This window comes from Rhodococcoides fascians A25f (genome assembly GCF_000760935.2).
Taxonomy (GTDB): domain Bacteria; phylum Actinomycetota; class Actinomycetes; order Mycobacteriales; family Mycobacteriaceae; genus Rhodococcoides.
This window is the reverse complement of record NZ_CP049744.1, coordinates 268,855-294,632: the sequence shown is the minus strand read 5'-3', so window position 1 is coordinate 294,632 and position 25,778 is coordinate 268,855. Positions and strand designations below refer to the sequence as shown.

27 protein-coding genes are annotated in these 25,778 nt (G+C 64.3%); 12 read left to right on the top strand and 15 right to left on the bottom strand.

The annotated features are described in order from the left end of the window. The first annotated feature begins 17 nt into the window (after positions 1-17). The gene (locus BH93_RS01455) at positions 18-974 is read left to right on the top strand and encodes an ABC transporter substrate-binding protein (RefSeq protein WP_242459089.1); all 957 of its coding nucleotides are present in this window, start codon (positions 18-20) and stop codon (positions 972-974) included. Between the two features lie 15 nt (positions 975-989). Then, positions 990-1,187, top strand: a complete 198-nt coding sequence (locus BH93_RS01450) for a PLDc N-terminal domain-containing protein (RefSeq protein ID WP_037174869.1) — start codon at positions 990-992, stop codon at positions 1,185-1,187. Positions 1,188-1,191: 4 nt separating this feature from the next. On the opposite strand, the gene BH93_RS01445 is transcribed toward BH93_RS01450, so the two are convergent. The 4 genes from BH93_RS01445 to BH93_RS01430 form a co-directional block, all read right to left on the bottom strand. After that, the gene (locus BH93_RS01445; RefSeq protein ID WP_037174871.1) at positions 1,192-1,548 is read right to left on the bottom strand and encodes a hypothetical protein; all 357 of its coding nucleotides are present in this window, start codon (positions 1,546-1,548) and stop codon (positions 1,192-1,194) included. Positions 1,549-1,811: 263 nt separating this feature from the next. Beyond that, complete coding sequence (locus tag BH93_RS01440) at positions 1,812-1,985, bottom strand: hypothetical protein (RefSeq protein ID WP_155291023.1); 174 nt, start codon at positions 1,983-1,985, stop codon at positions 1,812-1,814. Continuing rightward, the gene (locus tag BH93_RS01435; protein ID WP_032380891.1) at positions 1,982-2,311 is read right to left on the bottom strand and encodes a hypothetical protein; all 330 of its coding nucleotides are present in this window, start codon (positions 2,309-2,311) and stop codon (positions 1,982-1,984) included. Before BH93_RS01435 ends, BH93_RS01440 begins: the two co-directional genes overlap by 4 nt. Positions 2,312-2,467: 156 nt before the next feature. Continuing rightward, positions 2,468-4,225, bottom strand: coding sequence for an HNH endonuclease signature motif containing protein (locus BH93_RS01430; protein ID WP_052065270.1), 1,758 nt, complete (start codon positions 4,223-4,225; stop codon positions 2,468-2,470). A 149-nt stretch (positions 4,226-4,374) separates the two neighbouring features. Here BH93_RS01430 and BH93_RS01425 point away from each other — a divergent pair, with 149 nt between their 5' ends. After that, on the top strand, positions 4,375-5,241 hold the full coding sequence (locus BH93_RS01425) for an aldo/keto reductase (RefSeq protein WP_052065271.1): 867 nt from the start codon (positions 4,375-4,377) through the stop codon (positions 5,239-5,241). Between the two features lie 61 nt (positions 5,242-5,302). Next, complete coding sequence (locus BH93_RS01420; protein WP_037174872.1) at positions 5,303-5,899, top strand: hypothetical protein; 597 nt, start codon at positions 5,303-5,305, stop codon at positions 5,897-5,899. 22 nt (positions 5,900-5,921) lie between these two features. On the opposite strand, the gene fmdA is transcribed toward BH93_RS01420, so the two are convergent. Further along, a complete protein-coding gene (gene fmdA, locus BH93_RS01415) occupies positions 5,922-7,175 on the bottom strand; it encodes a formamidase (protein ID WP_037174873.1) in 1,254 nt (417 codons plus the stop codon). A gap of 140 nt (positions 7,176-7,315) precedes the next feature. On the opposite strand from fmdA, the gene BH93_RS01410 reads away from it, so the two are divergent. Both BH93_RS01410 and BH93_RS01405 read left to right on the top strand, forming a co-directional pair. Then, positions 7,316-7,603: an FmdB family zinc ribbon protein gene (locus BH93_RS01410; protein WP_155291024.1), complete on the top strand. Its 288-nt coding sequence runs from the start codon at positions 7,316-7,318 to the stop codon at positions 7,601-7,603. Between the two features lie 42 nt (positions 7,604-7,645). Continuing rightward, a complete protein-coding gene (locus BH93_RS01405; RefSeq protein ID WP_037174874.1) occupies positions 7,646-8,866 on the top strand; it encodes an FAD-binding domain-containing protein in 1,221 nt (406 codons plus the stop codon). 48 nt (positions 8,867-8,914) lie between these two features. On the opposite strand, the gene BH93_RS01400 is transcribed toward BH93_RS01405, so the two are convergent. From BH93_RS01400 to BH93_RS01390, 3 genes are read right to left on the bottom strand one after another with little or no spacing between them, the layout of a single operon-like run. Further along, positions 8,915-9,688, bottom strand: a complete 774-nt coding sequence (locus tag BH93_RS01400) for a DUF4097 family beta strand repeat-containing protein (protein ID WP_037174875.1) — start codon at positions 9,686-9,688, stop codon at positions 8,915-8,917. Next, positions 9,685-10,341 (bottom strand): response regulator transcription factor, encoded by a 657-nt coding sequence (locus tag BH93_RS01395; protein ID WP_037174876.1) that lies wholly within the window; start codon positions 10,339-10,341, stop codon positions 9,685-9,687. The genes BH93_RS01400 and BH93_RS01395 overlap by 4 nt, the downstream gene beginning before the upstream one ends. After that, on the bottom strand, positions 10,332-11,606 hold the full coding sequence (locus BH93_RS01390; RefSeq protein WP_052065272.1) for a sensor histidine kinase: 1,275 nt from the start codon (positions 11,604-11,606) through the stop codon (positions 10,332-10,334). The genes BH93_RS01395 and BH93_RS01390 overlap by 10 nt, the downstream gene beginning before the upstream one ends. A 135-nt stretch (positions 11,607-11,741) precedes the next feature. On the opposite strand from BH93_RS01390, the gene BH93_RS01385 reads away from it, so the two are divergent. Both BH93_RS01385 and BH93_RS01380 read left to right on the top strand, forming a co-directional pair. Further along, a complete protein-coding gene (locus BH93_RS01385) occupies positions 11,742-12,374 on the top strand; it encodes a DedA family protein (RefSeq protein ID WP_037174877.1) in 633 nt (210 codons plus the stop codon). A 38-nt stretch (positions 12,375-12,412) separates the two neighbouring features. Next, the gene (locus tag BH93_RS01380; RefSeq protein WP_230592311.1) at positions 12,413-12,595 is read left to right on the top strand and encodes a hypothetical protein; all 183 of its coding nucleotides are present in this window, start codon (positions 12,413-12,415) and stop codon (positions 12,593-12,595) included. Here BH93_RS01380 and BH93_RS01375 read toward each other — a convergent pair. Genes BH93_RS01375 through BH93_RS01345 form a run of 7 tightly spaced genes read right to left on the bottom strand, consistent with a single transcriptional unit; the run spans position 12,583 to position 20,245 of the window. Then, positions 12,583-13,413, bottom strand: a complete 831-nt coding sequence (locus BH93_RS01375) for a MerR family transcriptional regulator (RefSeq protein WP_037174878.1) — start codon at positions 13,411-13,413, stop codon at positions 12,583-12,585. The two genes, BH93_RS01380 and BH93_RS01375, sit on opposite strands and share 13 nt — an antisense overlap. A 36-nt stretch (positions 13,414-13,449) precedes the next feature. Then, positions 13,450-13,953: a GNAT family N-acetyltransferase gene (locus BH93_RS01370; protein ID WP_197914525.1), complete on the bottom strand. Its 504-nt coding sequence runs from the start codon at positions 13,951-13,953 to the stop codon at positions 13,450-13,452. 35 nt (positions 13,954-13,988) lie between these two features. Continuing rightward, positions 13,989-15,080, bottom strand: coding sequence for an ABC transporter ATP-binding protein (locus tag BH93_RS01365; RefSeq protein ID WP_037174879.1), 1,092 nt, complete (start codon positions 15,078-15,080; stop codon positions 13,989-13,991). 21 nt (positions 15,081-15,101) lie between these two features. Then, positions 15,102-16,268 carry a galactokinase gene (gene galK, locus BH93_RS01360; protein ID WP_037174880.1) on the bottom strand — a complete coding sequence of 389 codons (1,167 nt, stop codon included), beginning with the start codon at positions 16,266-16,268 and terminating at the stop codon, positions 15,102-15,104. Next, a complete protein-coding gene (galT, locus tag BH93_RS01355) occupies positions 16,265-17,410 on the bottom strand; it encodes a galactose-1-phosphate uridylyltransferase (protein WP_080739117.1) in 1,146 nt (381 codons plus the stop codon). The genes galK and galT overlap by 4 nt, the downstream gene beginning before the upstream one ends. Continuing rightward, complete coding sequence (locus BH93_RS01350; RefSeq protein WP_032378862.1) at positions 17,397-18,212, bottom strand: DeoR/GlpR family DNA-binding transcription regulator; 816 nt, start codon at positions 18,210-18,212, stop codon at positions 17,397-17,399. The genes galT and BH93_RS01350 overlap by 14 nt, the downstream gene beginning before the upstream one ends. Beyond that, positions 18,212-20,245, bottom strand: a complete 2,034-nt coding sequence (locus BH93_RS01345; RefSeq protein ID WP_037174881.1) for a beta-galactosidase — start codon at positions 20,243-20,245, stop codon at positions 18,212-18,214. Before BH93_RS01345 ends, BH93_RS01350 begins: the two co-directional genes overlap by 1 nt. A 211-nt stretch (positions 20,246-20,456) precedes the next feature. Between BH93_RS01345 and BH93_RS01340 the strand changes: the two genes are divergently transcribed. Genes BH93_RS01340 through BH93_RS01325 form a run of 4 tightly spaced genes read left to right on the top strand, consistent with a single transcriptional unit; the run spans position 20,457 to position 25,768 of the window. Then, on the top strand, positions 20,457-21,752 hold the full coding sequence (locus BH93_RS01340) for an ABC transporter substrate-binding protein (RefSeq protein ID WP_032401573.1): 1,296 nt from the start codon (positions 20,457-20,459) through the stop codon (positions 21,750-21,752). Positions 21,753-21,810: 58 nt separating this feature from the next. Beyond that, positions 21,811-22,710, top strand: coding sequence for a carbohydrate ABC transporter permease (locus BH93_RS01335; protein ID WP_037174882.1), 900 nt, complete (start codon positions 21,811-21,813; stop codon positions 22,708-22,710). Further along, positions 22,710-23,639 (top strand): carbohydrate ABC transporter permease, encoded by a 930-nt coding sequence (locus tag BH93_RS01330; RefSeq protein ID WP_080739118.1) that lies wholly within the window; start codon positions 22,710-22,712, stop codon positions 23,637-23,639. Before BH93_RS01335 ends, BH93_RS01330 begins: the two co-directional genes overlap by 1 nt. Next, a complete protein-coding gene (locus BH93_RS01325) occupies positions 23,636-25,768 on the top strand; it encodes an alpha-galactosidase (RefSeq protein ID WP_197914523.1) in 2,133 nt (710 codons plus the stop codon). Before BH93_RS01330 ends, BH93_RS01325 begins: the two co-directional genes overlap by 4 nt. Positions 25,769-25,778: the final 10 nt, after the last annotated feature.

The following is a 25,778-nucleotide window of genomic DNA, read 5'->3' as shown; positions in this document are numbered from 1 at the left end:
AAGGGTAGCCTATCCCAATGCCCTCTCGAATTTTGTCGTCCGCAATGCTCGACCGCCGTGGGTTCTTCCTGGCTGCCGGGGCGGTTGCACTCGCTACCGCCTGCTCGCCTCGGGGCCAGGACGCGGCGGCCGCGACCTCGCAGGCAGTGCGGATGACGGGCGACGGATTCGATGTCACCGTTCCCGCGCGCCCCACCCGCGTGGTCGTGATGGAGGGACGGGGAGATCTCGAATTCGCTCTGCTGGCCGGATATCCCATCATTGCTACCGGCAACACCTTTCAGCCCGGCGCGCGTCCCGCGGGACAGTTCGAGGGATTGCTCGACGCGCAGACCCAGGTCATAGGTGGACCCGACGGTCCGACGGCAGAGGAGATCGCGGCGCTGTCACCTGACCTCATCGTGATGCGTGCCAACGGATGGCGACTCGACTGGTACGGAAACGACCAGCTCACCAAAATTGCGCCGGTTCTTCCCGTCGAAGTCAACGAGCCGGATTTCGAGCGGTACACCGTCGACCAGTTCTCGGCCATCGGTCTACTCGACACTGTGCAGCCGCGTCTGGACGAGTACCAGCGGACCATCGACGACGCGGCCGCGGTCACGGACGGTCGCAGAATCGCCCTCATCACCAGCGAACCGGTTGCCAAGGGATACGTCATCGTGTGGACCAACTACCTCGGCAACGCGGTCGCCACGGATATGGGATTCACTGTGCTGCAGAACAATCCCGAAGACGAGGAGGGGAACTACCGCCTGTCGGTCGAGAATCTGAACCAGATCGCGGATGCGGAGTTCATCTTCCACCAGACCACCGACCCAACCCAGATCGACGGAATCGCCGCATGGCAGAACCTCCCCGCCGTCGCCGCGGGTCGCAGTGCGGTACTGGACCCACAGCTGAACAACGGATTGGTCATCACCGCAACCAGTTTCGCGAACAGGCTGATCGAGGTTGTCCGCAACGCGGATTGAGCTACCTTAGGAGCCATGGTTTCTGCCGGTGCCGCGATTGCAATCGCTTTGTACGCCATGGCACTTGCCTCGATCCTCCGTGACCCCAGCACGGGGCTTGTGGCCGCGCTGCCGTGGGCATTCGTCGCGTTGATTCTGCCGATCGTCGGGCCGATCCTGTGGTTCGCCGTCGGTAAGCGCTATCCCTACGGGCCGAACGGCGGCAATCGATGACAGTTCAATATCCAGTCGCGTTGCGCAGGTCGATGTTCACCAGATGGCTCACTTGGTCGCGTAGCCACTCGACCGTGTGCTGATCGGGCGTCGGCGTGTGGGCCAACAGCGTCCAGCGCAGACGAGTTTCTGGTGTCAGGTCGAACTGCAACAGGATGTCGGGGAGACTCGGCCACGGAGAGCTCCAGACAACGCGGTCGAACTCGCTGCTCTCGACGATGCGAGGTAGCGGCTGATCCTCGAACATCACCGGCCAGGCGAACCCCTGATTCTTCGGATGCACATCTGGGCGCATGAGCGCCTTCCAGACGAAGAAGACCGGCGGCGACAACACCGCAGTCCTGCTCTCTAGAACCATCATCCGCTTACCGTACGCAGTAACGACTCGGGAGCTCTATTAATTTTCGGGCTTGACCTGTGCGGGCGGCGTCCGACGCGGAATTGCGCGACCTGATCGCTGCGATCGGCACCGACGGGGTGCAGGGCAACGGAGCTCGAATCGTGTACGCCCGCAGGGTGGCCCAGTCCTCCGCGCACCGCTGGTCCGTCCCTGGGCAACGGAGAAGGCCCGCCCCCGGTGTGTCGGGGTGCGGGCCTTGTCGGGTTCTGCTGCTGGTGTCTGCGTCAGGCCAGCTCGGCGGGTGGGGTGGTCGGGCGCCCTTCGGCGGTGTCACGGAGCCATTGCGGTACCTCGCGGCCGGTACGTTCGCGAAGCGCGATCGAGGCGCGGGCTGCTGCGGCGGCGACACTGCGCCGTTCGTTTGGGGTCCAGGTCTTGCGGGCCTCTGCGGTGGTCATCGTGGGTCCTCCTGCTCGTTCTGGTTGTCAGTGTCCTCGGTTTCGTCGGGTTCCGCCAGTGCACGTCGGGCGGATCGGTCGGCGACGGCGACGAGGACGTCTTGTTCGGTTGTGGTGATGAGCGGCGAGTCGGTGACGGAGGCGTAGATGTCCCACCCGAGTTCGGCCTCGGCGGGGTCGGCGCTGGTGGTGCGTTCGAGACACCATGTGATTCGTTGCCAGGCTTGGGCGCGTTTGTCGGCCACGGTGCGTTGGCGGACTGTCAGGGCGACGCCGACGACTGCGAGGACGCCGACGATCAGAGTGGCCCATGCTTGTGCAGGCACAAAGGGCGGTCCTCTCAGGCGGTGGTTGGTTACCGGCGTGGGGTGCCGCCGACGATGTCGCCTTCGATGTAGGTGAATCCGTCTACACGGCCGTCGCCGAGGGGCCGCCATGTACCGACGACAGACAGAGCTGTGCCGTGGTGCTGGTGTGGGTCGTCATGCGGGTTGTCGTGGTTCCTCGTCGCCGGTGTCGCCGGTGTCGTGGTGGTCGGGTGGGTAGAGGACTTCTTCGGGGTGGTGTGCGTGATTGATCAGCCCGCGGCGCTTGGGGTCCATTCCTGTGGGTGGGTGCCATAGGGTGCGGCCCGGATATCGATGTCCTGCTGTGGTTTTGGTGGTCGCCCACTTTCCTGGTCCGGTGCCGACGAGTGCGTGGTGCATGTCGCAGCCGAAGGTGAGGGCGTCGATGTCGGTGGGTCCGCCGTCGGTCCAGTCGTCGACGTGATGGGCCTGGCACCAGGTCGCCGGGCGGGTGCAGGAGGGGAAGCTGCAGCCGCGGTCGCGGGCGATGAGGACGATGCGTTGGTCGGCGGAGGCGATCCGTTTGGACCGGCCCAGGTACAGGGCTCGGCCGTCGTCGTCGAAGATGGTCAGGTAGTGGTGGGCGTGGGAAGCCATACGGATCGCATCGCGGATGGACACGCGGGATCCGGTGCCGGTCATCGCGTAACCACAACCGGCGTCGAGATCTTTCAGGGTCATGGTGACGATCGCGGTGACGGGCAGGCCTCGGTGGGTGCCGAGGGTCCCGGAGGCGAGTGTGTGCCGCAGTGCCATCTTCAGGGCGTCGTGACGGCGTTCGTTCTGGGTACGCGTATCCCGCGCAGCGGCAGCATCCCGCGTAGCGGTGTCCGGTGCGCCCTCGGTATCGGTTATGCCGTCCGGGTCAGCAGCGTCCTTGGGTGCCGCAGCGTCCTTGGGTGCCGTTGCGTCCTTGGGTGCCGCTGTGCCGTCGTGCGTTGTTCCACAACGACAGTCGACACCAATGCCGCAATCGTCGTCACTGTCGCTGTTCGTCTCATCCCACAGGCCTGCATCGCTGGAGTCTGCTTCGTGGGTGGTCGGCTCGTGCTTCGGCGCTGTGGCACTGCCGTTCTCGTCGTCGTGGACGACCGATGTCGGGTCGGCCGGATTGTTCACGCCCGGTTTCGCAGCTTTCGAGAACAAAGCCTCGAGATAAGCCCGCAGTTCGGAATCGACACAGAAGTTTCCTTCCGACATCCCGTCGGCACCCTGCTCACCGAGATAGAAGAACGCATCGCGTCGTTTGCGTGGCCTGGGCTTACCGTCCTCGTCCTCGTCGTAATCACCGTCGGGGTTGAGGATCGAGTCCAGGTGCGCCACCAACGGCGCGAAATCGTCGGGCCGCCGGGTCGAGGCGTACCCCACCAACTGCTGCTCGGCGAGATCGCGGGTCTGCGGATCCACACTGGCCGGCAAGTGCTTGAAGAATTCGCGGATCATCTGCACATGCTTGGCATCGAGCAACCCCGCCCTCAACGCTTCCGCGGTATGCGGCAGCAACGGCGGGAGAACCTCACCGGACAATGCCGTCCGATCGCCCAACTCCGCGGCCAGTCGCACTCGCGCCCCGGCGGTTCGTGGGGTGATCCGCAGCATCCACGCCACCGAGCACGGCACCGACCCCGGATACACATCTAGGCCGCGCTGATCGATCAACTCGTTGAGCCAGGTGTACGAATAGGCCGTCACGGATCGGGTGAGTGTTTCCATGCGTTGGATCACCGCGCGTCGGTCGGCGTTCGTCCACGACACCGACGCCTGCGCGGCCAATTCGGCGACCGCGGACTCGACGCGGTCCACCAACACCGACAACTCGGGATCGGACACGACAGGGGGAGGCGGCACCGTCTCGATGCCGTCCACCCCAGATCCGCCGTCCCCCGAAAGCATGAACAGAATCTATCGCGACCCACCGACAAGTTTTCGAACGCCAGTGCGAGCAGGCGGTGAAGAGGGTTGCGACTTCCTCTGGGATGCTGGTTCCTCAATCTGGCTGCGGGCACCGTTCACAGCGGCATCGAGGCAGTACCGTCTGGCTCATGACCGACACGACGCCGTGGACAAGGGACATCCCACCGATTCAGGGCCTGGGCTTGATGCGCCTGAAGGACGCCGGTTGGGGCGATCCGGACCGAGACCCCGGTGCCTTGGTCCGGACTGCCGTCGAGGCCGGCGTGACGTTGCTCGATACCGCCGAAATGTATGGCAACGAAGAACTTGTTGGTCGCGCCTTGGGGTCGCATCGTGAGCAGGTGACGCTCTGCAGCAAGTTCGGTGTCTACTGGGGCCAGTCGGGACGGTTCGACGACTGGTCGGTGAGAGCAGATCCGCAGACCGTCCACACTGCGATCGAGGGGACGCTCGGGCGACTCGGCGTCGACCACCTCGACATCTACTACCTTCACCACCGCAGCGACGACACCCCGATCGAGGAGACCGTCACCGCGATGGCGGAACTGAAGCAGGCAGGCAAAATCCGCCACCTCGGTCTGTCGAACGTCACCGTCGACGACATTCGACGCGCCCACGTAATACATCCCATTGCCGTTGTGCAACAGCAATGGTCGCTCGCCCACCGTGAGGTCGAATCGTTACTACCCGTTCTCGCGGATCTCGACATCACCCTCGTCGCACATTCACCGCTCGGCCACGGCAGCCTGACCGGCTCGGACAACACGCCCCTGGTCGACACCCTCGCAGAGATAGCGTCGAACAGAGGCGTGACACCCGGTCAGATCGCGTTGGCATGGGTTCATCATCGTGGCAATGAGACCGAGGCGAGGGTTGTTCCGCTACCGGGAACATCGAGCATTGCTCACCTACTCACGAATATCGCTGCGTCGCAACTGATTCTCGACAGCTCCGAGATCGGGCAATTGGACGCCGCCGCACAGATTGCGTCCTAGCCTCTTCTCGCGTGTGAAATGGGTCGACTCGACCACACCGAATATCGGTAGCGTCAGGTCCATGGCATCGAGCACCCACAGGCCGGAATGGTCGGACGACGATCTGCAACAGAATGTCTCGGAGGCCCTGTGGGTGCGCGACAACCTGAACATCGCCTCCACGACGACCGTGGGCTCGCTGGTCCCCACTGTGTTCGAAGCCTATGCCCGCGTTCTGTATCCCGCTCGCAGCGGCATGCCACACCGTACGATGCCGGCGAAACCCGTTGTAGCCTGGCATGTTCAGCTGATGTCCATCATCGAGGTACTCACTCGAAATACGACAACACCGAACGACTGCTGGTTCGCCGTCTGGGAAGGCAACACCGCTCTCGACGATGTTCGCGGTACGGCACCGACCGCGAACATCGCCGGTTACAACTATTTCCTGCTGAGGGGACCGGTCTCGCGAGCAACCGACACGTTCGAGGGACTGCCGCCGAACCTGTGGTGGCCCGCCGACCACGCGTGGTGCGTGGCTCAGCACTTCGACTTCCCCTGCGCCTATCTCGGAGGCAGAGCAGAGACCGTCGCGGATGTCCTCACGCTCACCGACATCGAATCCCAGCCGGTCCGCGTCAGCCAGATCATCACTGCGGCCTACGACGAGAAGCACTAGCCACCGGACCACCGACACTGCGTCAGAATTGTGCTCTCGGCGCTCCCATTCCCGGGTCGATTTGGAACGGCCCGCTGGCCGAGGGCGCTATTGGGAAATCGAAGATCGCTGTGGGGATATACACGGTGGCACAGGAATTGGGGATATCCACCACCCCGGACAGGCGTCCTTCGATCGGGGCCGAACCCAGCAGCAGGTACGCCTGCTCGGGGCTGTAGCCGAACTTGGTGAGGTAGTCGATCGCATGCATACATGCGTTCTGGTACGACAGGTCGGAGTCCAGATACTTCTGTTCACCGTCGACGGTCACCGAAATGCCCGAGAAGGCAATCCATTCCGAGTACTGCGGTGCGGTGTTGCCGGGCATGAAGATCGCATTTTCGCTCACCCCGTAGGTCTCCATACCACCCTTGATCAGGTCGACGTGCAGGTCCATGAAACCACCCATTTCGATGGCTCCGCAGAACGTGATCTCCCCGTCTCCCTGCGAGAAGTGCAAGTCTCCGAACGACAACTTCGCCCCCGGCACGAACACCGGATAGAAGACGCGGGTGCCCTTGGTGAGGTTCTTGATGTCCTGATTTCCGCCGTTCTCTCGGGGCGGTGCCGTCCGCGCGGCTTCACCTGCAACACGGGAGAATTCGTCACCGCTCAGGGAACCGAGGATCGCACCGTCGAGTTCGGGAGCCAGCGCCAGTGGCGGGACACGATGAGGGTCCGTGGCGATCAGGGCACCTTCACGGGCGTTCCACTTGGCCAGAAGAGCAGCCGACGGCGCGGTCCCCATCAGCCCTGGGTGGGTGATTCCCGTGTACTTCACGTGCGGTACGTGGCGAGATGTGGTGGTCTGCCCGGAAAAATCCCAGATCGCCTTGTACGCGTCGGGGAATCGATCGGTGAGGAACCCGCCGCCGTTCTCCTTGGCGAAGATACCCGTGTAGCCCCAGCCCTGGCCGGCCAGCGGACCCGAATCCTCCTGCGGGATCGGTCCGACGTCGAGAATATCGACGATCAACAGATCACCGGGCTCGGCTCCTTCGATATGGAACGGCCCGGACAGCGTGTGCACGTTGTTGAGCGGCGCATTCAGGATGTCCTCGGCCGAGTCGTCGTTGTGGATGGCACCGTCGAACCATTCGCGACAATGCGCTCGAAAGGACGTGCCGGGTTTGACCGTAACCGCCGCCGGGATATCGGGATGCCATCGGTTGTGGCCGACGATCTCCTGTTCGGTGAAGCTCTTCGTCGAGTCGAGCGGAAACAGCAGTTCGGGCACGAGGCACCTCCGGTTGCGCGGATTCTCCTCCCTCGATCATTGCACCGTCGTGAAGTATCCGGCCCGGTATACCGTGTAAATCTTGTATGACGTTGCGCCGGAACGCCACTGATTCGGCACCTCGCGCTACTCTCGGATGCGTGCCCACCTACAGCTTCCGCTGCGCACAGCGTTGCGCACCCGTCGAGCAGCGATTCGCCATGGCCGGCGTTCCCGGCGAGGTGCCGTGCCCGGACTGTGGCGAGGCAGCTGCACGACAGATCTCTTCTCCGGCCCTCGGCAGAGGAAACAGCACTGCGATGAAGGCACACGACGCCTCACGCGCCACGGCGGACACGCCTGCCGTCGTCTCGTCTCTGCCGGGCGCGGGCCGATCCGCAACCAGGACGACATCGAACCCGCTCCACCGTCGCCTGCCCCGCCCCTGACAGCTGCGTTTCCCTTCCGGACCGACGGGGAAGTCCGACGGCATGCCCGAGCTGCCCCCTCCCCCGTCCATCACCGACGGTGCCGCCACCGACGACGTCGTCGCCTGGGTTGCCGAGCATCTGGGTGATCTGACGCGCGAGGGATCGGACGGGGTTGCCGCCGGCGCCATTCGCGGTGGGCAGTCGGCTGCCGACGTCGCACTGGCCGGGCTGGACATCACCGGCTACGCCCGCGACCGCAGCACCGTTCTCCCGGTGAATCGCCGCGGCGCAAGCCGCATGTCGCCGTACATTCGCCACGGACTGCTGACGCTACGAGAAGTCTGGGACGCGGTCGCCGACGCTCCCCCACGCGACCGTGCCCGGTACCGCGACGAGCTCATGTGGCAGGAGTATGCCCGCCATCTCTACGCACGAGTCGGCACCGATCTGGGTCGTTCGCTACGCCGTGAGCAACCGCGTCCGCAGGGCTGGACGGCGCAGCCCTGGCCCGAGGAGATGAACTGCATGTCTTCGGTGCTGGGTGAATTGCACGAGGACGGTTGGCTGGTCAACCAAACTCGCATGTGGTTGGCCTCCCAGTGGGCAGTGCGCGCCGGAGCGACGTGGCGCGACGGTGAGGACGAGATGTTCGCGCATCTGCTCGACGGCTCTCGCGCCGCGAACCGCCTCGGCTGGCAGTGGACCGTCGGCACCGGAAGTGGAAAGGTCTACGGCTTCAGTCGATGGCAGGTGAACAAGCGTGCGCCCTCCCTGTGCCGCAATTGTGCACTGAAAGACGCGTGTCCTATCGAGAATTGGCCCGACGACGATCTCGGACCGGCGGTCGACGGCCCCGATCTCGACAAGGGACCGGTACCCGCAGGTCCGGCTCACGTGGAAGGCGATGGTGCAGAACAGGTCTGGCTGACAGCCGAATCGCTCGGCACCGCAGACCCCGCCATGGCGGCCGACCCCGATCGACCTGCCGTCTTCGTGTTCGACGAACCACTGCTGCGAAAGCTGAGACTGTCCGGGAAACGGTTGGTCTTCCTCGCCGAAACGCTCGGCGAGATCGCGTCGACCCGGCCGTTGGAGGTGCGTCGCGGCCGAGTCTCCGACGAGCTCTCCGGGCGGTCGCTGGCCGCCACCTGGGCGCCCGTTCCCGGCTTTTCCCGCATCGCCGACGCCATCGCGCCGGTCGAGTTGCATCCGTGGCCCTGGCTGACGCGTCCCACCACATCCTCGGTCCGTTCGTTCAGCGCATGGCGTCGGAGTCATTGAACGGCAGTCATCGAACAGCAGTGATCGAACAGCAGTCGTTGACCGGAACTACCTACGCTGCACCGAGATCTGGCCTTCCTCGCTGGTGATCGACACCGATCGCCGCGAACTCGGATCGTCGATGACGTCGGTCTCGACGTCCCCCTTCTCCGACGACGCATCGACGTCGTAGAATTCGGCCGCCGGTAGCTGGATCGTGCTGTCTCCCATCGTGTTCTGCACGAGTACCGAATCGGGTGGAACTCGCGAGTCCAGAACGACCTGACCGAATGTCGTGTCGACCTCGATCGCAGACACAGCCGCATCGCTGATGTCCACGTCACCGAATCGCGTGGTCACATCCAGGGTTCCTGCGGAGCCACGAGCGATCACCGCCCCGGAGGCAGTTGTCACCGATGTCTGCGCATCCACGTTGGAGAGAACGACATCGCCCGCCATCCCGTTGATATCGAGCACCGACCCGGCGGGAATCCGAAGCTCGACATCGACATCGCAACTGCCCCGATTTCGGTGCGAACATTCCACCGCGATCTTCGATCCGTCGTCACTGATATCGACCGTCGGGATATCTCCCCGGTAGGACCCGTCGGCCCGTACGTGCACCTCGGAATCGGGGCTCATCGACACCGTCACATGTGCATACCTCGTCGTGAACGCGAGATTGTTCCCGGACACGGCATGGTCTTCGGTGTAGTCGAAAGACTGCATCTTCGGCGTGGTGAAGCCGTATGCGATCGCTGCCGTCGTAGCTGCACCTGCGGTGCCCACGACCACCACGGCAACCGACACGGCAACGATGTTGCGCCACAACACTTTCTTCATCGAATAGCTCCCAGGTATCGTAGAACGGCCATGACGCGGCGATGATCAGCGCTGTCTCCGAGCAGACCGAGCTTGGCGAAGATGTTTCCGATGTGCTTCTCGACGGCTGCCTGACCGACCACCAGCGCGGCCGCGATGCCGGCATTGGACTTACCTTCGGCCATGGCCGTCAACACTTCTCGCTCCCTCGGCGTCAACGAATCGAGAGGATCCGATCGCGGTGCGCGAGCCAGAATCTGCTGCACCACCTCGGGATCGATGACGGTACCGCCGTCTGCAACCGTGCGTACGGCGTCGGCGAAGTCGTCCACATCGGCGACACGATCTTTCAACAGGTACCCGACGCCGTCGGTACTCTGCCGGATCAGCTCGGCCGCGTAGCGTTCCTCCACGTACTGCGAGAGCACGAGAACACCTACGGCGGGCCATCGTTGGCGAATGACCAACGCTGCGCGCAGACCTTCGTCCAGAAAGGTGGGCGGCATCCGTACATCGATCACGCACACGTCGGGGAGCGGGTCGGCAGCAGACATCGACGCGAGTAGCTCCGACGCATCGCCCACCTTGCCGATCACGTCGGCTCCAGTGTCGGTCAGCAGTCGAGCAACACCCTCTCGCAGCAGAACCGAATCGTCGGCGATGATCACTCGCACGGGATGGTCACCTCCAGACTTGTCGGGCCGCCGGTCGGTGAGCTGACCGACAACGTGCCGTCGATTCCGCTGAGCCGATCCGCGAGACCGGCCAAGCCTCCGTTCGGAGCGATATGCGCACCACCGCAACCGTCGTCGACCACCTTCACATGCACAGCGGACCCACTCCTCGTGACGTCGACTCGAACGCGGCCGGCGCTTGCGTGTTTGCTGACATTGGTCAGGGCCTCCGAGACGACGAAATAGACGGTCGCTTCGGCGGTGGCGTCCGGGCGTTGCGGCCCGGACAGGGCCGGGTCCACCTCGATCGTCACCGGCACCGAACACAGGGCCGCGACCGACGACAGTGCCGCATCGAGTCCTCGGTCGGTCAGGATCGGCGGATGCAGACCACGGGTGAGGGTTCGGATCTCGCCGATCGCATTCTTGGCTTCCCGGTGAGCGTCGTCCAGCAATTCCTTCAGCACCGCATCGTCGTCCGCGGAGACGCGCGACTTCGCCTGCCCCAGCGACATCGCCACCGAGACCAGGCGCTGTTGGGCCCCGTCGTGCAGATCGCGTTCGATGCGGCGGCGCTCGGCATCTGCGGCGTCGACGACCCGTGCCCGGCTCACCGTCAGCTCGTCCACTCTCCTACTCGATTCGGACTGTCCGAGAAGCGCTGCGGCACTCCACCAGTCGAGTCTCGCCAAGCCGGTCACCAGCAACGGCAGTCCCGCGACGAAAGTGGCCAGAGCAGCGACGCCGACCAGCGCGACGAGCGGGAAGCCCACCCGATCACCGATTTCGAGCTGATTACCGACCGGGTTCGTCACGATCCACGCGAACGGTGCCGCTGCGAGAACGGGGAGAACCAGAAAGAGCGCGGGCAGCAGGAACACCAGGACAGCCGAGACCGGAATGCGAGCAAGCCAGTAACACAACGACTTCCACAGTCCGACGTCACGGACGCACCAGACGAGCTTGCGCCAGCTGGTGGGATAGACGATCACCGTCGGTCCCGCGATGGCGATACCGCTCGTGAAACCGATTCCGGCTCTAGCGGCGATATCCATCCATCGAAGCACCACTATCGTCAGCGCGAAGACCAGCACTCCGCTCAGCGCAAACGGGAGTGCGCAGACAGCGAGCACCAGCAAGCCCAGGATCATCCAGCCGCCGAGGCCGGCCAGCATCGACGCGAGCAGCGAGCCCAGCGCCAGCCACCAGTTCGGAGATATCCAGGCCCTGAGCGGATTCAGGGGAATCGGTAGTGCCTCGTTCATGCGGATCAGCCTAAGTGGGCGCTTGTCGACTTGTCCCCACTGTGAACCCACGGCTCATGGTAGGGCGCGCACTACCATCGATCGGTGGGACGACCGTGGTGTTTCCCTATCGGCTGGCGAGAATATTCGACGGGTATGAACTTCAACCTATTCGACGTCGATCGACTCTCGGCCGTGCCGGTCTGGGTCGTCCTCGCAGGTGTCGTAGTGCTGCTGGCCTTCGAATCCGGCTCTCTGCTCGGTCTTTTCACGCCCGGGAACAGTGTGCCGATCACGCTGGGAGTACTGACATCGATAGGCGTCGTACCGTGGTTTCCCGCCGTCGCCACTGCGGCGTTGGCGTCGAGCACGGGAGCCCAGTGGGCGCTCTGGCGCAGTCGCCGCAGCAAGACGATTCTCGGGTCGGGCCGCATCGAATCCGCGTTGCCGCGCACGCTGACCCGGGTGGTCCTCGGAGTGACTGCGTCGGCACAAGCACGACCACGCACGGTGGCGGCCGCAGGCCACCTCGTTGGAGGCATCCGCACCATCGCCCCTCGACTCGTCGCTGCAACCACCCTGCGACGGCGTGAATACGCGGTGATCAGTCTCGTCGCAGCCGGGGTCTGGGCCACCGCGTTGGTGAGTGTCGGCGCATGGTTGGGCGACCACACTGCCATCCGGACGGCTCTGGGATACGCCTGGATTCCGGCCGTGACGGTCGTGGCACTCACCCAGCTCAGGCGTCGAACACGCTGGTCTTCTCCCGAACTTGTCGGAGCCCGGTGATATCAAGGATGTAGGAAAAACGACAGAAGGGAATTCGCGTGTCCACCAGCTTCGATACTTGCCACGGCACACTCGTGATCCATGCGGTCGGCGGTGCGGAGTGCACGGAGCCGGACTGCGTGGACCTCGAGTACGTCCGTCACTTCCTAGTGCTCGAGTGCGAAGAAGTCACCGGCGGCTGCCAGTGCACCGCACTCGTCGAGCTCGCTCAGGCGTCCTGACGTCGGACCACCGGCTGCTGGAGTTCGGTAACCCAGTTCTCCTGCGGCTGCGGCTCCGACACCAGGTAGAACTCCCGGCAGACGCCTGAGAGCTCGTAGCCGTTGGCCTCGATCCACGCCATCAACTGCTCCCACGTTTCACCGATCGTGGCCATCGACCCGTGATGCACGGTCGTGGCAGCCAGATCGACCGGCGGCAGTTCCCGTACCTCGTATCCCTCGCCGGCCACGACCTCGGGCCCCACCTCGAACGCGGCGTGCACGGTGATGCCCGTGCCGTCTCCGTCGTCGACGGCTTCGTACATGGCGATCGACGAGGGGCCGAACGTCACGCCGTGCCCGGCGAGCGTCTGAGCGAGTCGGGCATACATCGGACCGATGACCGGGCCGATGTTCTGCGGACCGAACCCCGCGGCGGTCTCCGTGACGGCAGCGATGCGAGTGGCAGGCAACGACTTGGTGTCCACGGTGATCATCGAAATCCCTTCGGTGTGGGAGAGCCGCGCATCGATGCGACGCAGCCGAGCGGCGTCGAGATCGAGTCGACGCACGACGTCATCGCGCTTCGCGGCAAGCATCTCGCGTAGACGGTCACCATCGACCTGGCCATGCACGATCTGCGTCACCTCGTCGAGCCGGAACCCGAGGTCCTTGAACATGAGAATGCGTCCCAGAACCTCGAACTGCGAGCCGTCGTACGAGCGGTATCCGGTGAACGAATCCACCCGTGCCGGCGTCAACAACCCGATCTCGTCGTAATGCCGAAGCATGCGAACCGACACCCGGCCGATAGATGCGAACTCTCCAATGCTGAACATGACCCTCCGAGAATCTCGTCTCACACAGTGTGAGGGTCAAGCGCAGAAAATCGGGTGCACAGGAATCTGGAAGCGAACCGCCGACCCGGTGCAGTCGACACGTTCACCTCCGACACGCTTCAGGGTCGCTATCGAGGCCGCGTTGCCCACCTCGCATACCGCCGTCACTCGGGTCATGCCCACGTCTGCGGCGAGCCTCAGCACCTCGCGTACTGCCCGAGAGGCGACTCCCCGACCTCGTTCGGACGGTCGAACCCCGTAGCCGATGTGCCCGAGACGGTCGGCGAGCTCGTGGCTGTCGTGTCTGAGTGCGACGCCGCCCAATACGCGTTCGCCTTCCACGATCCACCGGTACGTACATCCCGCGTCGCTCCGAAGCCGATCGATCCAGTCCGAGAAACCCTCGACGCTGCAGACATCATCGGCGGCCGTCAATCCGAACCCGTCCTCGTGAAAGCCCGGCCCCCACTCGTTGTGGGCATCCAGCCACGGCTCGCGCAGGTCGACCGTCGGAGCGGCCAGTGTCGAGTGAACCGGCACAGATACCCGCCTCCGTTTTTGATCAGTGCACCAGCTCAGGGGCGCAGATTCAATCCCGTCTTCGTCGAGAAGTAGTGCACCGTCTCGGCGCGCGGGGCGATTCGAATGACGTCTCCCTGAGAGGGCGTCGCGATGTCGGGGATCCGGGCGATGATCTGCGCCCCCAGCGTGCCGAGATTCGACGCGTCCTCGACGGTGCGGCCGTAGATGTAGGCATCTGCACCGAGTTCCTCGACAACGTCGACGACGATGTCGGTACCGGAATCGGACAGCGTCCACGCTTCCGGTCGCACGCCCATCGTCACGCGGCTGCCGTCGATGCGGTCGGCAATCGATCGCTCGATGGGCACCGTCAGCGATCCGATTCTCGCGGCACCGGCGACAACGTCCACCTCGAACAGGTTCATCGCGGGCGAGCCGATGAAGCCGGCAACGAACGCATTGACCGGACGCTCGTAGAGCTCCTTCGGGCTGGCGCACTGTTGCAGCACACCGGCTTTCATGATCGCCACCCGATCGCCCATGGTCATGGCCTCGACCTGATCGTGGGTGACATACACCGTGGTGGTGCCGAGCCTGCGCTGCAGCAGGGAGATCTGCGTACGGGTTTGGACGCGAAGCTTGGCGTCGAGGTTCGACAGCGGCTCGTCCATGAGGAACACCTGCGGGTTCCGCACGATCGCACGGCCCATCGCAACACGCTGACGCTGACCACCGGAGAGCGCCTTGGGTTTACGGCCGAGGTAGTCGGTCAGGTCCAGAATCTTCGCCGCTTCCTCGACGCGTCGGCCCACCTCTGCCTTGTCCATACCGGCGATCTGCAACGCGAAGCCCATGTTCTTCGCGACGGTCATGTGCGGGTACAGCGCGTAGTTCTGAAACACCATCGCGATGTCACGTTCCTTGGGTGCCAATGAAGTGACGTCGCGGTCACCGATCTTGATGGCACCGTAGTCGACGTCCTCCAGCCCGGCGAGCATGCGCAGCGAGGTGGACTTTCCGCAGCCGGAAGGACCGACGAGAACGAGGAATTCGCCGTCCTCGATAGCGAGATCCAACGATTCGACCGCTGCAACGTCCGATCCCGGATACAGCTTGGTCGCTCCTTCGTAGGTGACCTGTGCCATGGGAGTGCTCCTTTGTAGAGGTTAGAAGAATCGATGCGCGGAGCCGGCGGGCTCGGCGCGGAGAAATGTGGGCTGTGGCAGTCCGGCTCGTGCTGCACTGGAGTCGATCTCGACCACCACGGCGTCGACGATGTCCGACGGCACCAGGGCAATGGCCGATCCGCCGAATCCTCCGCCGGTCATGCGAGCCCCATGCGCACCTGCGCGAAGCGCTGCGTCCACGGCACTGTCGAGTTCCGGAGAGCTGACCTCGTAATCGTCTCGCAACGATACGTGCGAGGCCGTCATCAACTCACCGAGTTCGGAGCCTGCGGCACCGCGATCGAGTAACTCGGCTGCCTGCTCCACCCGCCCGATCTCACTGATGACGTGGCGAACTCGGGAGAGCAGAGTGTCGTCGACGAGGCGCGAGGCGGTCTGCTCGAGATCGAGGCCGCGCAGCGTCGTGACCCCCAATTCGGCGTATGCGGTGTCGAGCGACTTCCGACGCGCTCCGTACTGGCCGTCGACCAGCCGGTGCGGTGCGTTGGTGTCGATCACCAGCAGCCTGGTTCCCGACGCATCGAGATCGAGGGGGATCTGACGCGTCGACCCGTCGAGACAATCGAGCAACAGCGCGTGTCCCGGCCGAGCCGACATCGCGATGTTCTGATCCATGCCGCCCGTCGACGCACCGGCGATCTCGTTCTCGGATCGAATGCTGGCGTCTATCAGGATGTTTCGATCGACCTGCAGATCGAAAAGCTCACTGAGCGCCAGAGCGAACGAGCACTCGAGGGCTGCCGAACTCGACAGGCCCGAACCCACCGGCACCGAAGAGTGCACGGCAACATCGACTCCGCCTATTCCGTGCTCCTGCAGCGCCCAGGCCACGCCCGCCACGTACGCGGCCCACCCCGACGGTGTGCCCGGGCCGATTTCCGCGAGATCACCCGTCCACGACTCGTCGGTGTGCGTCGATACGGCGCGCATCACCGTGTCCTCGCGGCGACGTACCGCGACCGCGGTGGCGTAGGGCAGCGCGAACGGCAACACGAGCCCGCCTGCATAATCGACGTGCTCGCCGATGAGGTTGACCCGCCCCGGGGCGATCCAGACGCCATCGGGTTCACCGCCGAACGCGCTACGAAACAGCGCTGCGGCCCCGTCGGCGAGATCTTCCTCGCCGACGACATCGAGCCACTTCATCCGAGTACCTCGCGCAAACGATCGGCGATCCGTTCCGGCGTAGTGTCGTTGACCCACGCGCCCATCGCCGATTCGGATCCGGCCAGGAACTTCATCCGACCCGGTGAGCGCATCATCGAAAACAGTTGCAGGTGCAGTCGTCCCAGTTCGCGGCCAGCTCCCACGGGGGCTTGGTGCCACGCCGAGATGTACGGCACCTCGTCGACGCCCTCGAAGAACGCATCGACTCCGCGCAGCAGGTCTCGGTAGACCCCGGCAAGTTCGTCACGCTCTGCGTCGTTCAACTCGGCGAGGTCCGCCACATCGCGACGAGGGGCGAGGTGAACCTCGACCGGCCACCGCGACGCCGCCGGCACGTAGGCGACCCAATGCTCGGCGTCGACGACGATGCGTCGACCCGAACGCAGTTCGGCAGCGAGGACATCGGCCAGCAGTACTCGTCCGGTGCTCTCGAAGTGCTTGCGAGACTGTCGCATCAGCGCATCGGTCCGGGGCGGGAGGTAGGGGTATGCGTAGATCTGACCGTGCGGGTGCGTCAGCGTGACGCCTATTTCCTTGCCGCGGTTCTCGAAACAGAAGACCTGCTGCACGCCGGGGACCGCGGAGAGCGCAGCGGTGCGGTCGGCCCAGACGTCGATGATGGTGCGGACCCGAGAGAGCTCCAGCGAGACGAAGGAAGCGTCGGGATCGCTGGCGAAACAGATCACCTCGCAGCGACCGGTGCCGGGCGCGAGTGGCCACAGTGCCTCACCGTCCACCTCTGTCGGAAGTGTCTGCTGTGCAGCAGTTTCCGACAGTGACGGGAATCGGTTCTCGAACACGACCACGTCGTAATCCGCAGCCGGGATCTCCGTCGCCGGCCGGTCCGGTCGGCTCGGTGCCAGCGGCGACGCGTCGGCCGGCGGCAAGAACGTCCGGTCCATCCGCTGAGCGGCGATGACGATCCATTCGCCGGTGAGAACGTCGAATCGCATCTGCGACTGCGACATCGACGGCGAGAGCGCGCGGGTGTCGACCAGGTCGCGGGTGGCTCCACCGGAGACGTAGGGCTCGGTGTCGTCGTAATAGATCAGCTCTCGACCATCGGCCAGAGTGGTCGACGTCTTGCGCAGTGCGTGCGTCGTGGCGTCATGCGCGGTCATCGAGTACTCGTTCCTCGTTCGTGTCGACAGGGCCTCCGGCGATCACCACGTCGTCTACCACCTCGGACAACGCGTCCTGTACGCCGGAGTCGAGTCCGGCATCGGTGACGAACACGTCGACGCGAGAGAGCGGAATGGTGTTGGCGAGCGCACGGACACCCCACTTGGTGTGGTCGGCCAGCACGATGACGCGGCGGGACGACGCCACCAGCGCCTGATTGGTCTGTGCCTCCATGAGATTGGGGCAGGTGAGCCCCGATTCGATGTCTACCCCGTGCGTCCCGAGGAACAGCATGTCCAGGTGGATGCTCTGCAGTGCACTGACCGTGAGCGGCCCGACCAACGCGTAGGAGGGTGTGCGTTCCCCGCCGGTGAGCAACACGGTTTGATCCGTCCGGCCACCGGTGTGAAACAGGTCGGCAACGGGAAGAGAATTGGTGACGACGGTGATGTCCGGGACGTCGAGCAGTTCCTCGGCCAGCGCGTGCGTTGTAGTGCCGCCAGAGATACCGATCGATGTTCCCGGCCGCACGAAACGCGCAGCGGCTTTCGCAATTGCGGCCTTGGCGTCGCGATCGAGTTCGGACTTGGCCGAGAACCCCGGCTCGAACACACTCGCCGATCGGGGGAGGGTGACGCCGCCGTGTACTCGCTCGACCAGACCCCGGGCGACGAGTTCGTTGATGTCGCGTCGAATGGTCATGTCCGACACCGACAGCGCTGCACCCAGATCGGCGACCTTGACTGCGCCCGAGGCCGTCACCTGGTCGAGGATCTTCTGCTGACGCTGATGGGCGAGCATCAGCGGGTCTCGGCGATCACTGCGCTACCGCCTGCGGCCACGATCAGCTCACCGTCGACCTGTGCCCCACTGACCAGGTCGGTACCTGTGGCCGGCACGCTGACCTTGTCGCTCCCGTGGTTGAGTACGAAGAGCCAGGACTGCTCCCCTGCCGATCGTCGCACGATCTCCACATCGTCTCCGAGGTCGCGTCGGGTATCGATTTCTGCTGCAGCGCAGAGCTTGTCGGCCAGCGTGGCCCAGCCCGCCGCGTCGGGGACGGTGGCCGCGTACCAGGCGGCACCGGAGCCGACTGCGCGCGTGGTCAGCGCGGGAACTCCGCGCAAGTGGCCCTGGGTGTGCCGCGCGAGTACGTCGACATCCTCGGACGCAGTGAGGTATTCGCTCCAGATCTCCCCGAGGGTCTCGTTGTCGAGAGTCAGGGTCTCGCCCTCGGCGAGCGGAAAGAACTCCTCGACTCGGACGCCGAGCAGCTCGCGGAAGGCACCCGGGTAGCCGCCGAGTCGCACGTGATCGTCCTCGTCGGCAATTCCCGAGAAAGCAGTGACGAGCACCTGCGCACCTGCTTCTGCGGCGTCGGCTATCCGCGCCGCGGTCTCGTCGCTGCACAGATAGAGAGCCGGAACCACGATCACGTCGTAATCGCTCAGGTCCGTCGACGACGGGACGACGTCGCAGGTCACGCCCGCGGAAGTGAATCCGCGATGTGCGCGTCGAGCAATCTCCATGGGCTGCATCGCCATCGACGGATGGCCCTCCTGCTCGCACGCCCACTGCGAGGCCCAGTCGAAGAGCACGGCAACCCGAGCATCGACGGTGCTGCCTGCCACCGGGGCCATGCGACGCAGAGCCGCGCCGAGCTCGACGACCTCGCGCCAGCGGGCGGAGTCCTCACCGGCGTGGGGAACCAGAGCCGAATGGAACTTCTCCGCACCCGCCTTGGAGGCACGGAACTGGAAGTAGGCGATACCGTCTGCTCCGCGAGCCATGTGCGCCAGCGAGTTACGCATCATCTCGCCGGGAACTTTGGCGCGGTTGATGTGCTGCCAGTTGACGGCGCTGGTGGAGTGCTCCATCAACAACCATGGTCGACGGCCGGCCACGCCACGGGTGAGGTCGGCCGAGAACGAGAGCTTGTGATGTGCTGCGGCGTCGCCTGTTTCGGGTCCGACGAGGTAGTGGTCGGTGGAGACGATGTCCTGCTCGGGGGCCCACGACGCGTAGTCCATGTTGCCGGCGAGCGCGGGGCCCTGTCCCATACCCACCATGAAGTTAGTGGTCACGGGAATCTCGGGGGTGATGCTATTCAGCACGGCCTTCTCGGCGCGGTACTGCTCGAGCAGTGCGTCGGAGCAGAAGCGTCGCCAGTCGAGCTGGTGGGTCGGGTTGCCGAACGTGGTGCTCACCGATGGAGGAACGATCTCGTCCCAGTCGCTGTAGCGCTGGCTCCAGAAGTCGGTGCCCCAGGCGGTGTTGAGGGTCTCGAGGTCGATGTACCTGGCGCTGAGCCATTCCCGGAACGCGTAGGCACTGTCGTCGGAGTAGCACAGGGCGTTGTGGCAGCCGAGTTCGTTGGAGACATGCCACATCGCCAGCGCGGGGTGCTCACCGTAGCGGTGCGCCATCTTCTCGACCAGCGCGAGTGAATGTTCGCGGTACACAGCGGAACTGGGGCTCCACGTCTGACGACTTCCGATGGCGTACCGGTAGCCGCGATCGTCGACCGGACGCATCTGCGGGTAGGCCGTGGCCAACCAGGGTGGGGGCGACGCGGTAGCCGTGGCCAGATCGACCCGAATCTCGCCCTGGTGCATCAGGTCCATGACCCGATCGAGCCACTCGAAGTCCCACGTCGTCGCGGTCGGCTGGAGGCGCGCCCAGGAGAAGACACCGACGGTCACGAAGTCGACACCGGCCTCGTGCATCAGCTCGACGTCGCGATGCCACACGTCCTCGGGCCACTGCTCGGGGTTGTAATCGCCCCCGAAAGAAATTCCCTGGGTCGGCCAGGTGCTGCGTCGCGCTGTGTCCATGCTCACAATATGAACGAGCGGCTCTCAGATGTCAACATGAATGAACATTTTCCCACTGGCGCAGGTGAAGGGACCATCTAGAGCTTGACAGACGCTGCCGAGTCATGTTTCTGTAACCTGCATCACCCCGAACGGTCAGTAAACGCACATCGTTGAACATCGTTGATGTTCGTTTCTGATCGTTATCGACATTTTCCGGCGAAGGATTCTCATGAACCCACACGAGTGGCCGCGTACGTGGCAGCCGTCTCGGCGCGACTTCCTCAGGTCAGCGCTCGTTGCCGCCGGCGCAGTGACCGCCGGTGGCGTGCTGTCGTCGTGCTCGAGCAGTCTCGATCCCAACACGGTCACGCTCGGCTCGCGGCTGTCGGACAAGAACTCCAAGGTCGGAGTCGAGGACTTCGTTGCCATGTATCGGCAACAGACCGGTGGCGACATCCGCGTCAACACCGTCGATTCGACGTCGTTCCAGGAGAACGTCAACAACTACCTCCAGGGGACGCCGGACGACGTGTTCACCTGGATGGGCGGCTACCGAATGAAGTACTTCGCAGACAAGGGTCTGGTGGAGGACGTCTCGAATGTGTGGGCGAGCAACGGCGGCGGATACAGCGACAGCTTCAAGGAGAACTCGACCGGATCCGACGGCAACCAATATCTGATTCCGTTCTTCTACTACCCCTGGGCAGTGTTCTACCGGCCGAGCCTGTGGGCCGAGCGCGGATACGAACCGCCCAAGACCTACGACCAGTGGGTCGCGCTGAACAAGCAGATGCAGGCCGACAACATCACCCCGATCGGCTTCGGTGCCCGTGACGGCTGGCCACCGATGGGGACGTTCGACTATTTGAACCTGCGCCTCAACGGTGTCGACTTCCACCGCACCCTGTTGGCCGGTGATGTCAGCTGGACCGACAACCGCGTCCGCACGGTGTTCGACACCTGGCGCGAGCTCTTGCCGTTCCATCAACCGCAGCCGTTGGGCCGCAAGATCGCCGATGCGCAGACGGCGTTGCTCAACAAGAGCGTCGGGTCCCTGGTCGCCGGCATGTTCGTCGCACAGAGCTTCCCCGCCGGGGCCGAGCGGGACGATCTGGACTTCTTCCCCTTCCCCGAACTCGACTCCGCCATCGGCAGTTCCGCGGTCGAGGCACCGATGGATGGCTTCATGATGCGCGCCGACCCGCGCAACCGTCCCGCTGCCGAGAAGCTCCTGACCTTCCTCACCGGACCCGAGCCTGCAGTGGCCTATGCGAAGCAGGATCCGCAGGCCATCCCCGCACACCGTGATGCCGACCTGTCGGATTTCCCTGCACTGGTGCGTAAATCGGCAGACCTCGTGCAGAACGCCGGATCCATCACTCAGTTCTTCGACCGCGACACGCGACCCGACTTCGCGTCCATCGTCATGATCCCGGCTCTGCAACAGTTCATCGGCAACCCGAACGATGTCGACGGATTGGTCCGCAGCATCGAGCGCCAGAAGTCGGCGGTGTTCGGAACATGATCGTGCGCAGTGTGATTCGACCCCCATCATTCACTCGACCTCGAGATCAGGTAATGCCATGACCGCACCCGAACGGGTCAAGTCGCCGAAGATTCGGCGCAGTGTTCGCGAGAAGTGGACCATCGCAATGATGCTGGGCGTTCCCGCGATGATCGTCATCGGTCTCGTCTGGATTCCCACCGTGTTCACGGTGATCCTCTCGTTCGCACGCTGGGACGGAATCGGCGGCACGTCGAGTATCGAGTGGATCGGTACTCAGAACTACGTCGACGCGGTCCAGGCGTATCCACCGTTCCAGCAAGCACTGCAGAACAACGTGCTGTGGCTCGTCTTCCTGTTCCTCGTCCCCACCGTCATCGGTATCCTGCTCGCAATTCTGCTGGACAAGAATCTCAAGGGATCTCGGCTCTACCAGAGCATCTTCTACATCCCCGTGGTGCTGTCGATGGCCCTCATCGGATTCATCTGGCAGCTCATCTACTCCACCGAGGGCGGCGTCCTCAACAGCCTGCTCGGCACGGACGTCGACTGGCTCGGCGATCCGGACATCAACATCTGGGCCGTCATGGTCGCGGCAGGGTGGCGTCACACCGGCTACATCATGCTGTTGTACTTGGCCGGCCTCAAGGCCATCGACCCGTCCGTCCGCGAGGCTGCGGTGATGGACGGTGCCGGGCCGATTCGCACGTTCTTCAGCGTCATCTTCCCGCTGATGAAGAACACCAACCTGCTGATCATCGTCATCACCGTCATCGAGGCGCTACGCGCTTTCGACCTCGTGTGGGTGATCAACAAGGGCCGCAACGGACTCGAGCTGATCTCGGCTCTCGTGACGGCGAACGTCGTCGGTGAGGCGAGCCGGATCGGATTCGGTTCGGCACTGGCCACCATCATGCTCGGCATCTCGCTCATCTTCATCGCCCTGTACCTCGCCATCGTTCTTCGGAGCAAAGACTGATGACCACTTCACTCACGCGCACAGCACCTCCCGAGCGCGATCCACTGACCCGCAACCGGGCCGCCGTCGCCAATCGTCGACGCGCGGGCACCGCACAGATCGCGATCTACGTGCTGCTGACGGTCATGGCGCTGGCCTGGCTGTTCCCACTGGTGTGGGCGGTGTACAACTCGTTCCGCGACTACGACTACGTGCTGCTCAACGGGTACCTGTCGGTGGGCGGCTTCACGTTCGACAACTACATCGACTCGTGGCAGATCGGCGGCATCCCGCACTACTTCCTCAACTCGATGATCATCACCGTTCCGTCGGTGCTGCTCATCCTCTTCTTCGGCTCGATGGCGGCGTTCATCCTGGCGCGCTTCAGCTGGAAGTTCAACATCTTCATGCTGGCGGTGTTCATCGCCGGCAACCTGCTGCCGCAGCAGACCCTGCTGACCCCTTTGTTCCGGCTGTACAACGCAATTCCGGTTCCGTACTGGATGAGTTCCTCGGGCTCGCTGTACGACAGCTACTGGGGCCTGATCATCGTGCACGTCGCCTTCCAGACGGGCTTCTGCGTCTTCGTGCTCAGCAACTACATGAAAACCGTGCCGTACGAACTGCTCGAGGCCGCGACCGTCGACGGCGCAGGCTTGTTCCGGCAGTACTGGCAGGTCGTCATGCCGCTGTGCCGGCCCGCGCTGGCCGCACTCGCCACCCTCATGGTGACGTGGATCTACAACGACTTCTTCTGGGCCCTGGCCCTGATGGTCAGCGGTGACAAGCTTCCGGTGACAACGGCGCTGCAGAATCTGCAGGGCAGCTTCTTCACCGACACCAACCTGCTCGCGGCGGGCTCGGTACTGGTGGCGCTGCCGACGGTGCTGGTTTTCATTGCGCTGCAACGCCATTTCGTGTCCGGTCTGACGATGGGTGCCAACAAGTGAGCTTCACCGTCCTGCGCCGCGACGGCGTCATGGTGATCCTCGGACCGTCGTCCACCGCCGTTCCCGCCGTGCTGCACTGGGGCTCCGATCTCGGTGAGCTCACCGAACACGACCTCGCCGAACTACGCAGGGCAGCAATACCGGCGGTTCCGCACTCGAGTGTGGATGTGCCGCGGTGGCTCACCCTCGCACCCGGCGGCGACGACGCCTGGCAGGGCACCCCGGCTCTGGCGATGCATCGTGACGGTTCGGTGCAATACCCGCGCTGGGCTGAAGTGACGATCTCCGCGACCGAATTCGGTTGCACTGTGGCCGCTTCCGATAGCGAGCTGGGCATTTCGTGGTCGATCGAGTTGTCCCTCGAGGTCGGCGGATCACTGCGCGTTCGTCAGGGTATCCAGAACGTGAACGGTGGACCCCTGACCGTCGACGGCGTTGTGACCCTGATGCCGTTGCCGGACACCGCAACAGAACTCCTCGATCTGACGGGCCGTCATTGCCGCGAGCGCACTCCGCAGCGTCGACGGTTCGACCACGGTGCGGTGGTGCGCGCGTCGCGCCGCGGACGAACGGGGCACGACGCCACCCTGGTTCTCACCGCAGGCAGCGAGGGCTTCGGCTTCCGCAGCGGCGAGGTGTGGGGTGCCCACGTCGCGTGGAGCGGGGATCACCTGCACCTGGCCGAGCGGCTTCCCGAGCGGGCCGGTCAGGCCTCGGGCGTTCTGGGCGGTGGTGAACTACTCGCGCCCGGTGAGGTGGTGTTGCAGACCGGCGAGACCTACTCGACGCCGTGGGTACATTTCGTTTATTCGGCTGTTGGACTTGACGGTTCGGCGCACTCGCTGCACCGCTGGATGCGCTCCCGTCCGGCGCATCCCTCGTCGCCGCGGCCGGTGGTGCTCAACGTGTGGGAAGGCGTCTACTTCGACCACGATCTCACCCGGCTTCGCGGTATCGCCGATGTCGCCGCGCGCGTGGGAGTCGAGCGATTTGTGCTCGACGACGGTTGGTTCCGCCACCGACGTGACGATCGAGCCGGTCTCGGTGACTGGCAGGTGGACGAGGGGGTCTGGCCCGATGGCCTGGCCCCGCTCTTCGATCACGTCCGAACGCTCGGGATGAGCCCCGGCCTGTGGTTCGAGCCCGAGATGGTCAACCTGGACTCCGATATGGCTCGGGCACATCCCGATTGGCTGCTCGCAGCGCCGGACCGCATTCCCCTCGAATGGCGTCATCAGCACGTACTGGACCTGACCCGTGACGACGTATTCGACTATCTCCTCTCGGCCATCGATGCGGTGTTGACCAACGAGCGGCCGGACTACGTGAAGTGGGACCACAACCGGGACCTGATGCTGGCGGTCGATTCCGACGGTCGCGCTGCGGTGCACGCACAGACCTCGGCGTTCTATCGATTGCTCGACGCCTTGCGATCCCGCCATCCACAGGTCGAGTTCGAGTCCTGTGCATCGGGCGGTGCCCGCATCGATCTGGAGGTACTTGAACACACCGACCGCGTCTGGGCGTCGGACACCAACGATCCGCTCGAACGTCAACGCTTGCAACGGTGGACGACGCAGTTGTTGCCGCCGGAGTTGATCGGCTCGCATGTCGGTCCGCAGATCGCGCATACGTCGGGCCGATGGTCCACTCTCCAGTTCCGTTGCCTGACATCACTGTTCGGCCACGCAGGGCTGGAGATGGACGTCACCGAACTGTCGTCCGAGGACCACGAGTACCTGACGACGTGGACCGGGCTGTACAAGGAATTGCGCGGGCTGTTGCACTCCGGCGATGTTGTGCGCGCCGACCATCCCGACCCGAGTGTCTGGGTACACGGAGTCGTGGCGGCGGATCTGTCGGAGGCCGCATACTCGGTAGTGCGGATGGATACCTCGCCCGAGGACCGTACCGATCGCGTCCGACTCCCGGGTCTGGATCCACATGTTCGGTACCGCGTCGAGTTCGTGCGGGAGCTCAGCGACCTGGGCAACGGCATCGAACTTCCACCCTGGATCGCCGACGGCGGGACAGTCGAGCTGTCGGGGTCGATGCTGGCGCAGGCGGGCGTGGCTCTTCCGGTGCTGTTCCCGCAGACCGGGGTTCTGCTGCGGGTGCGAGCCCTCTGAGGCGTATCGG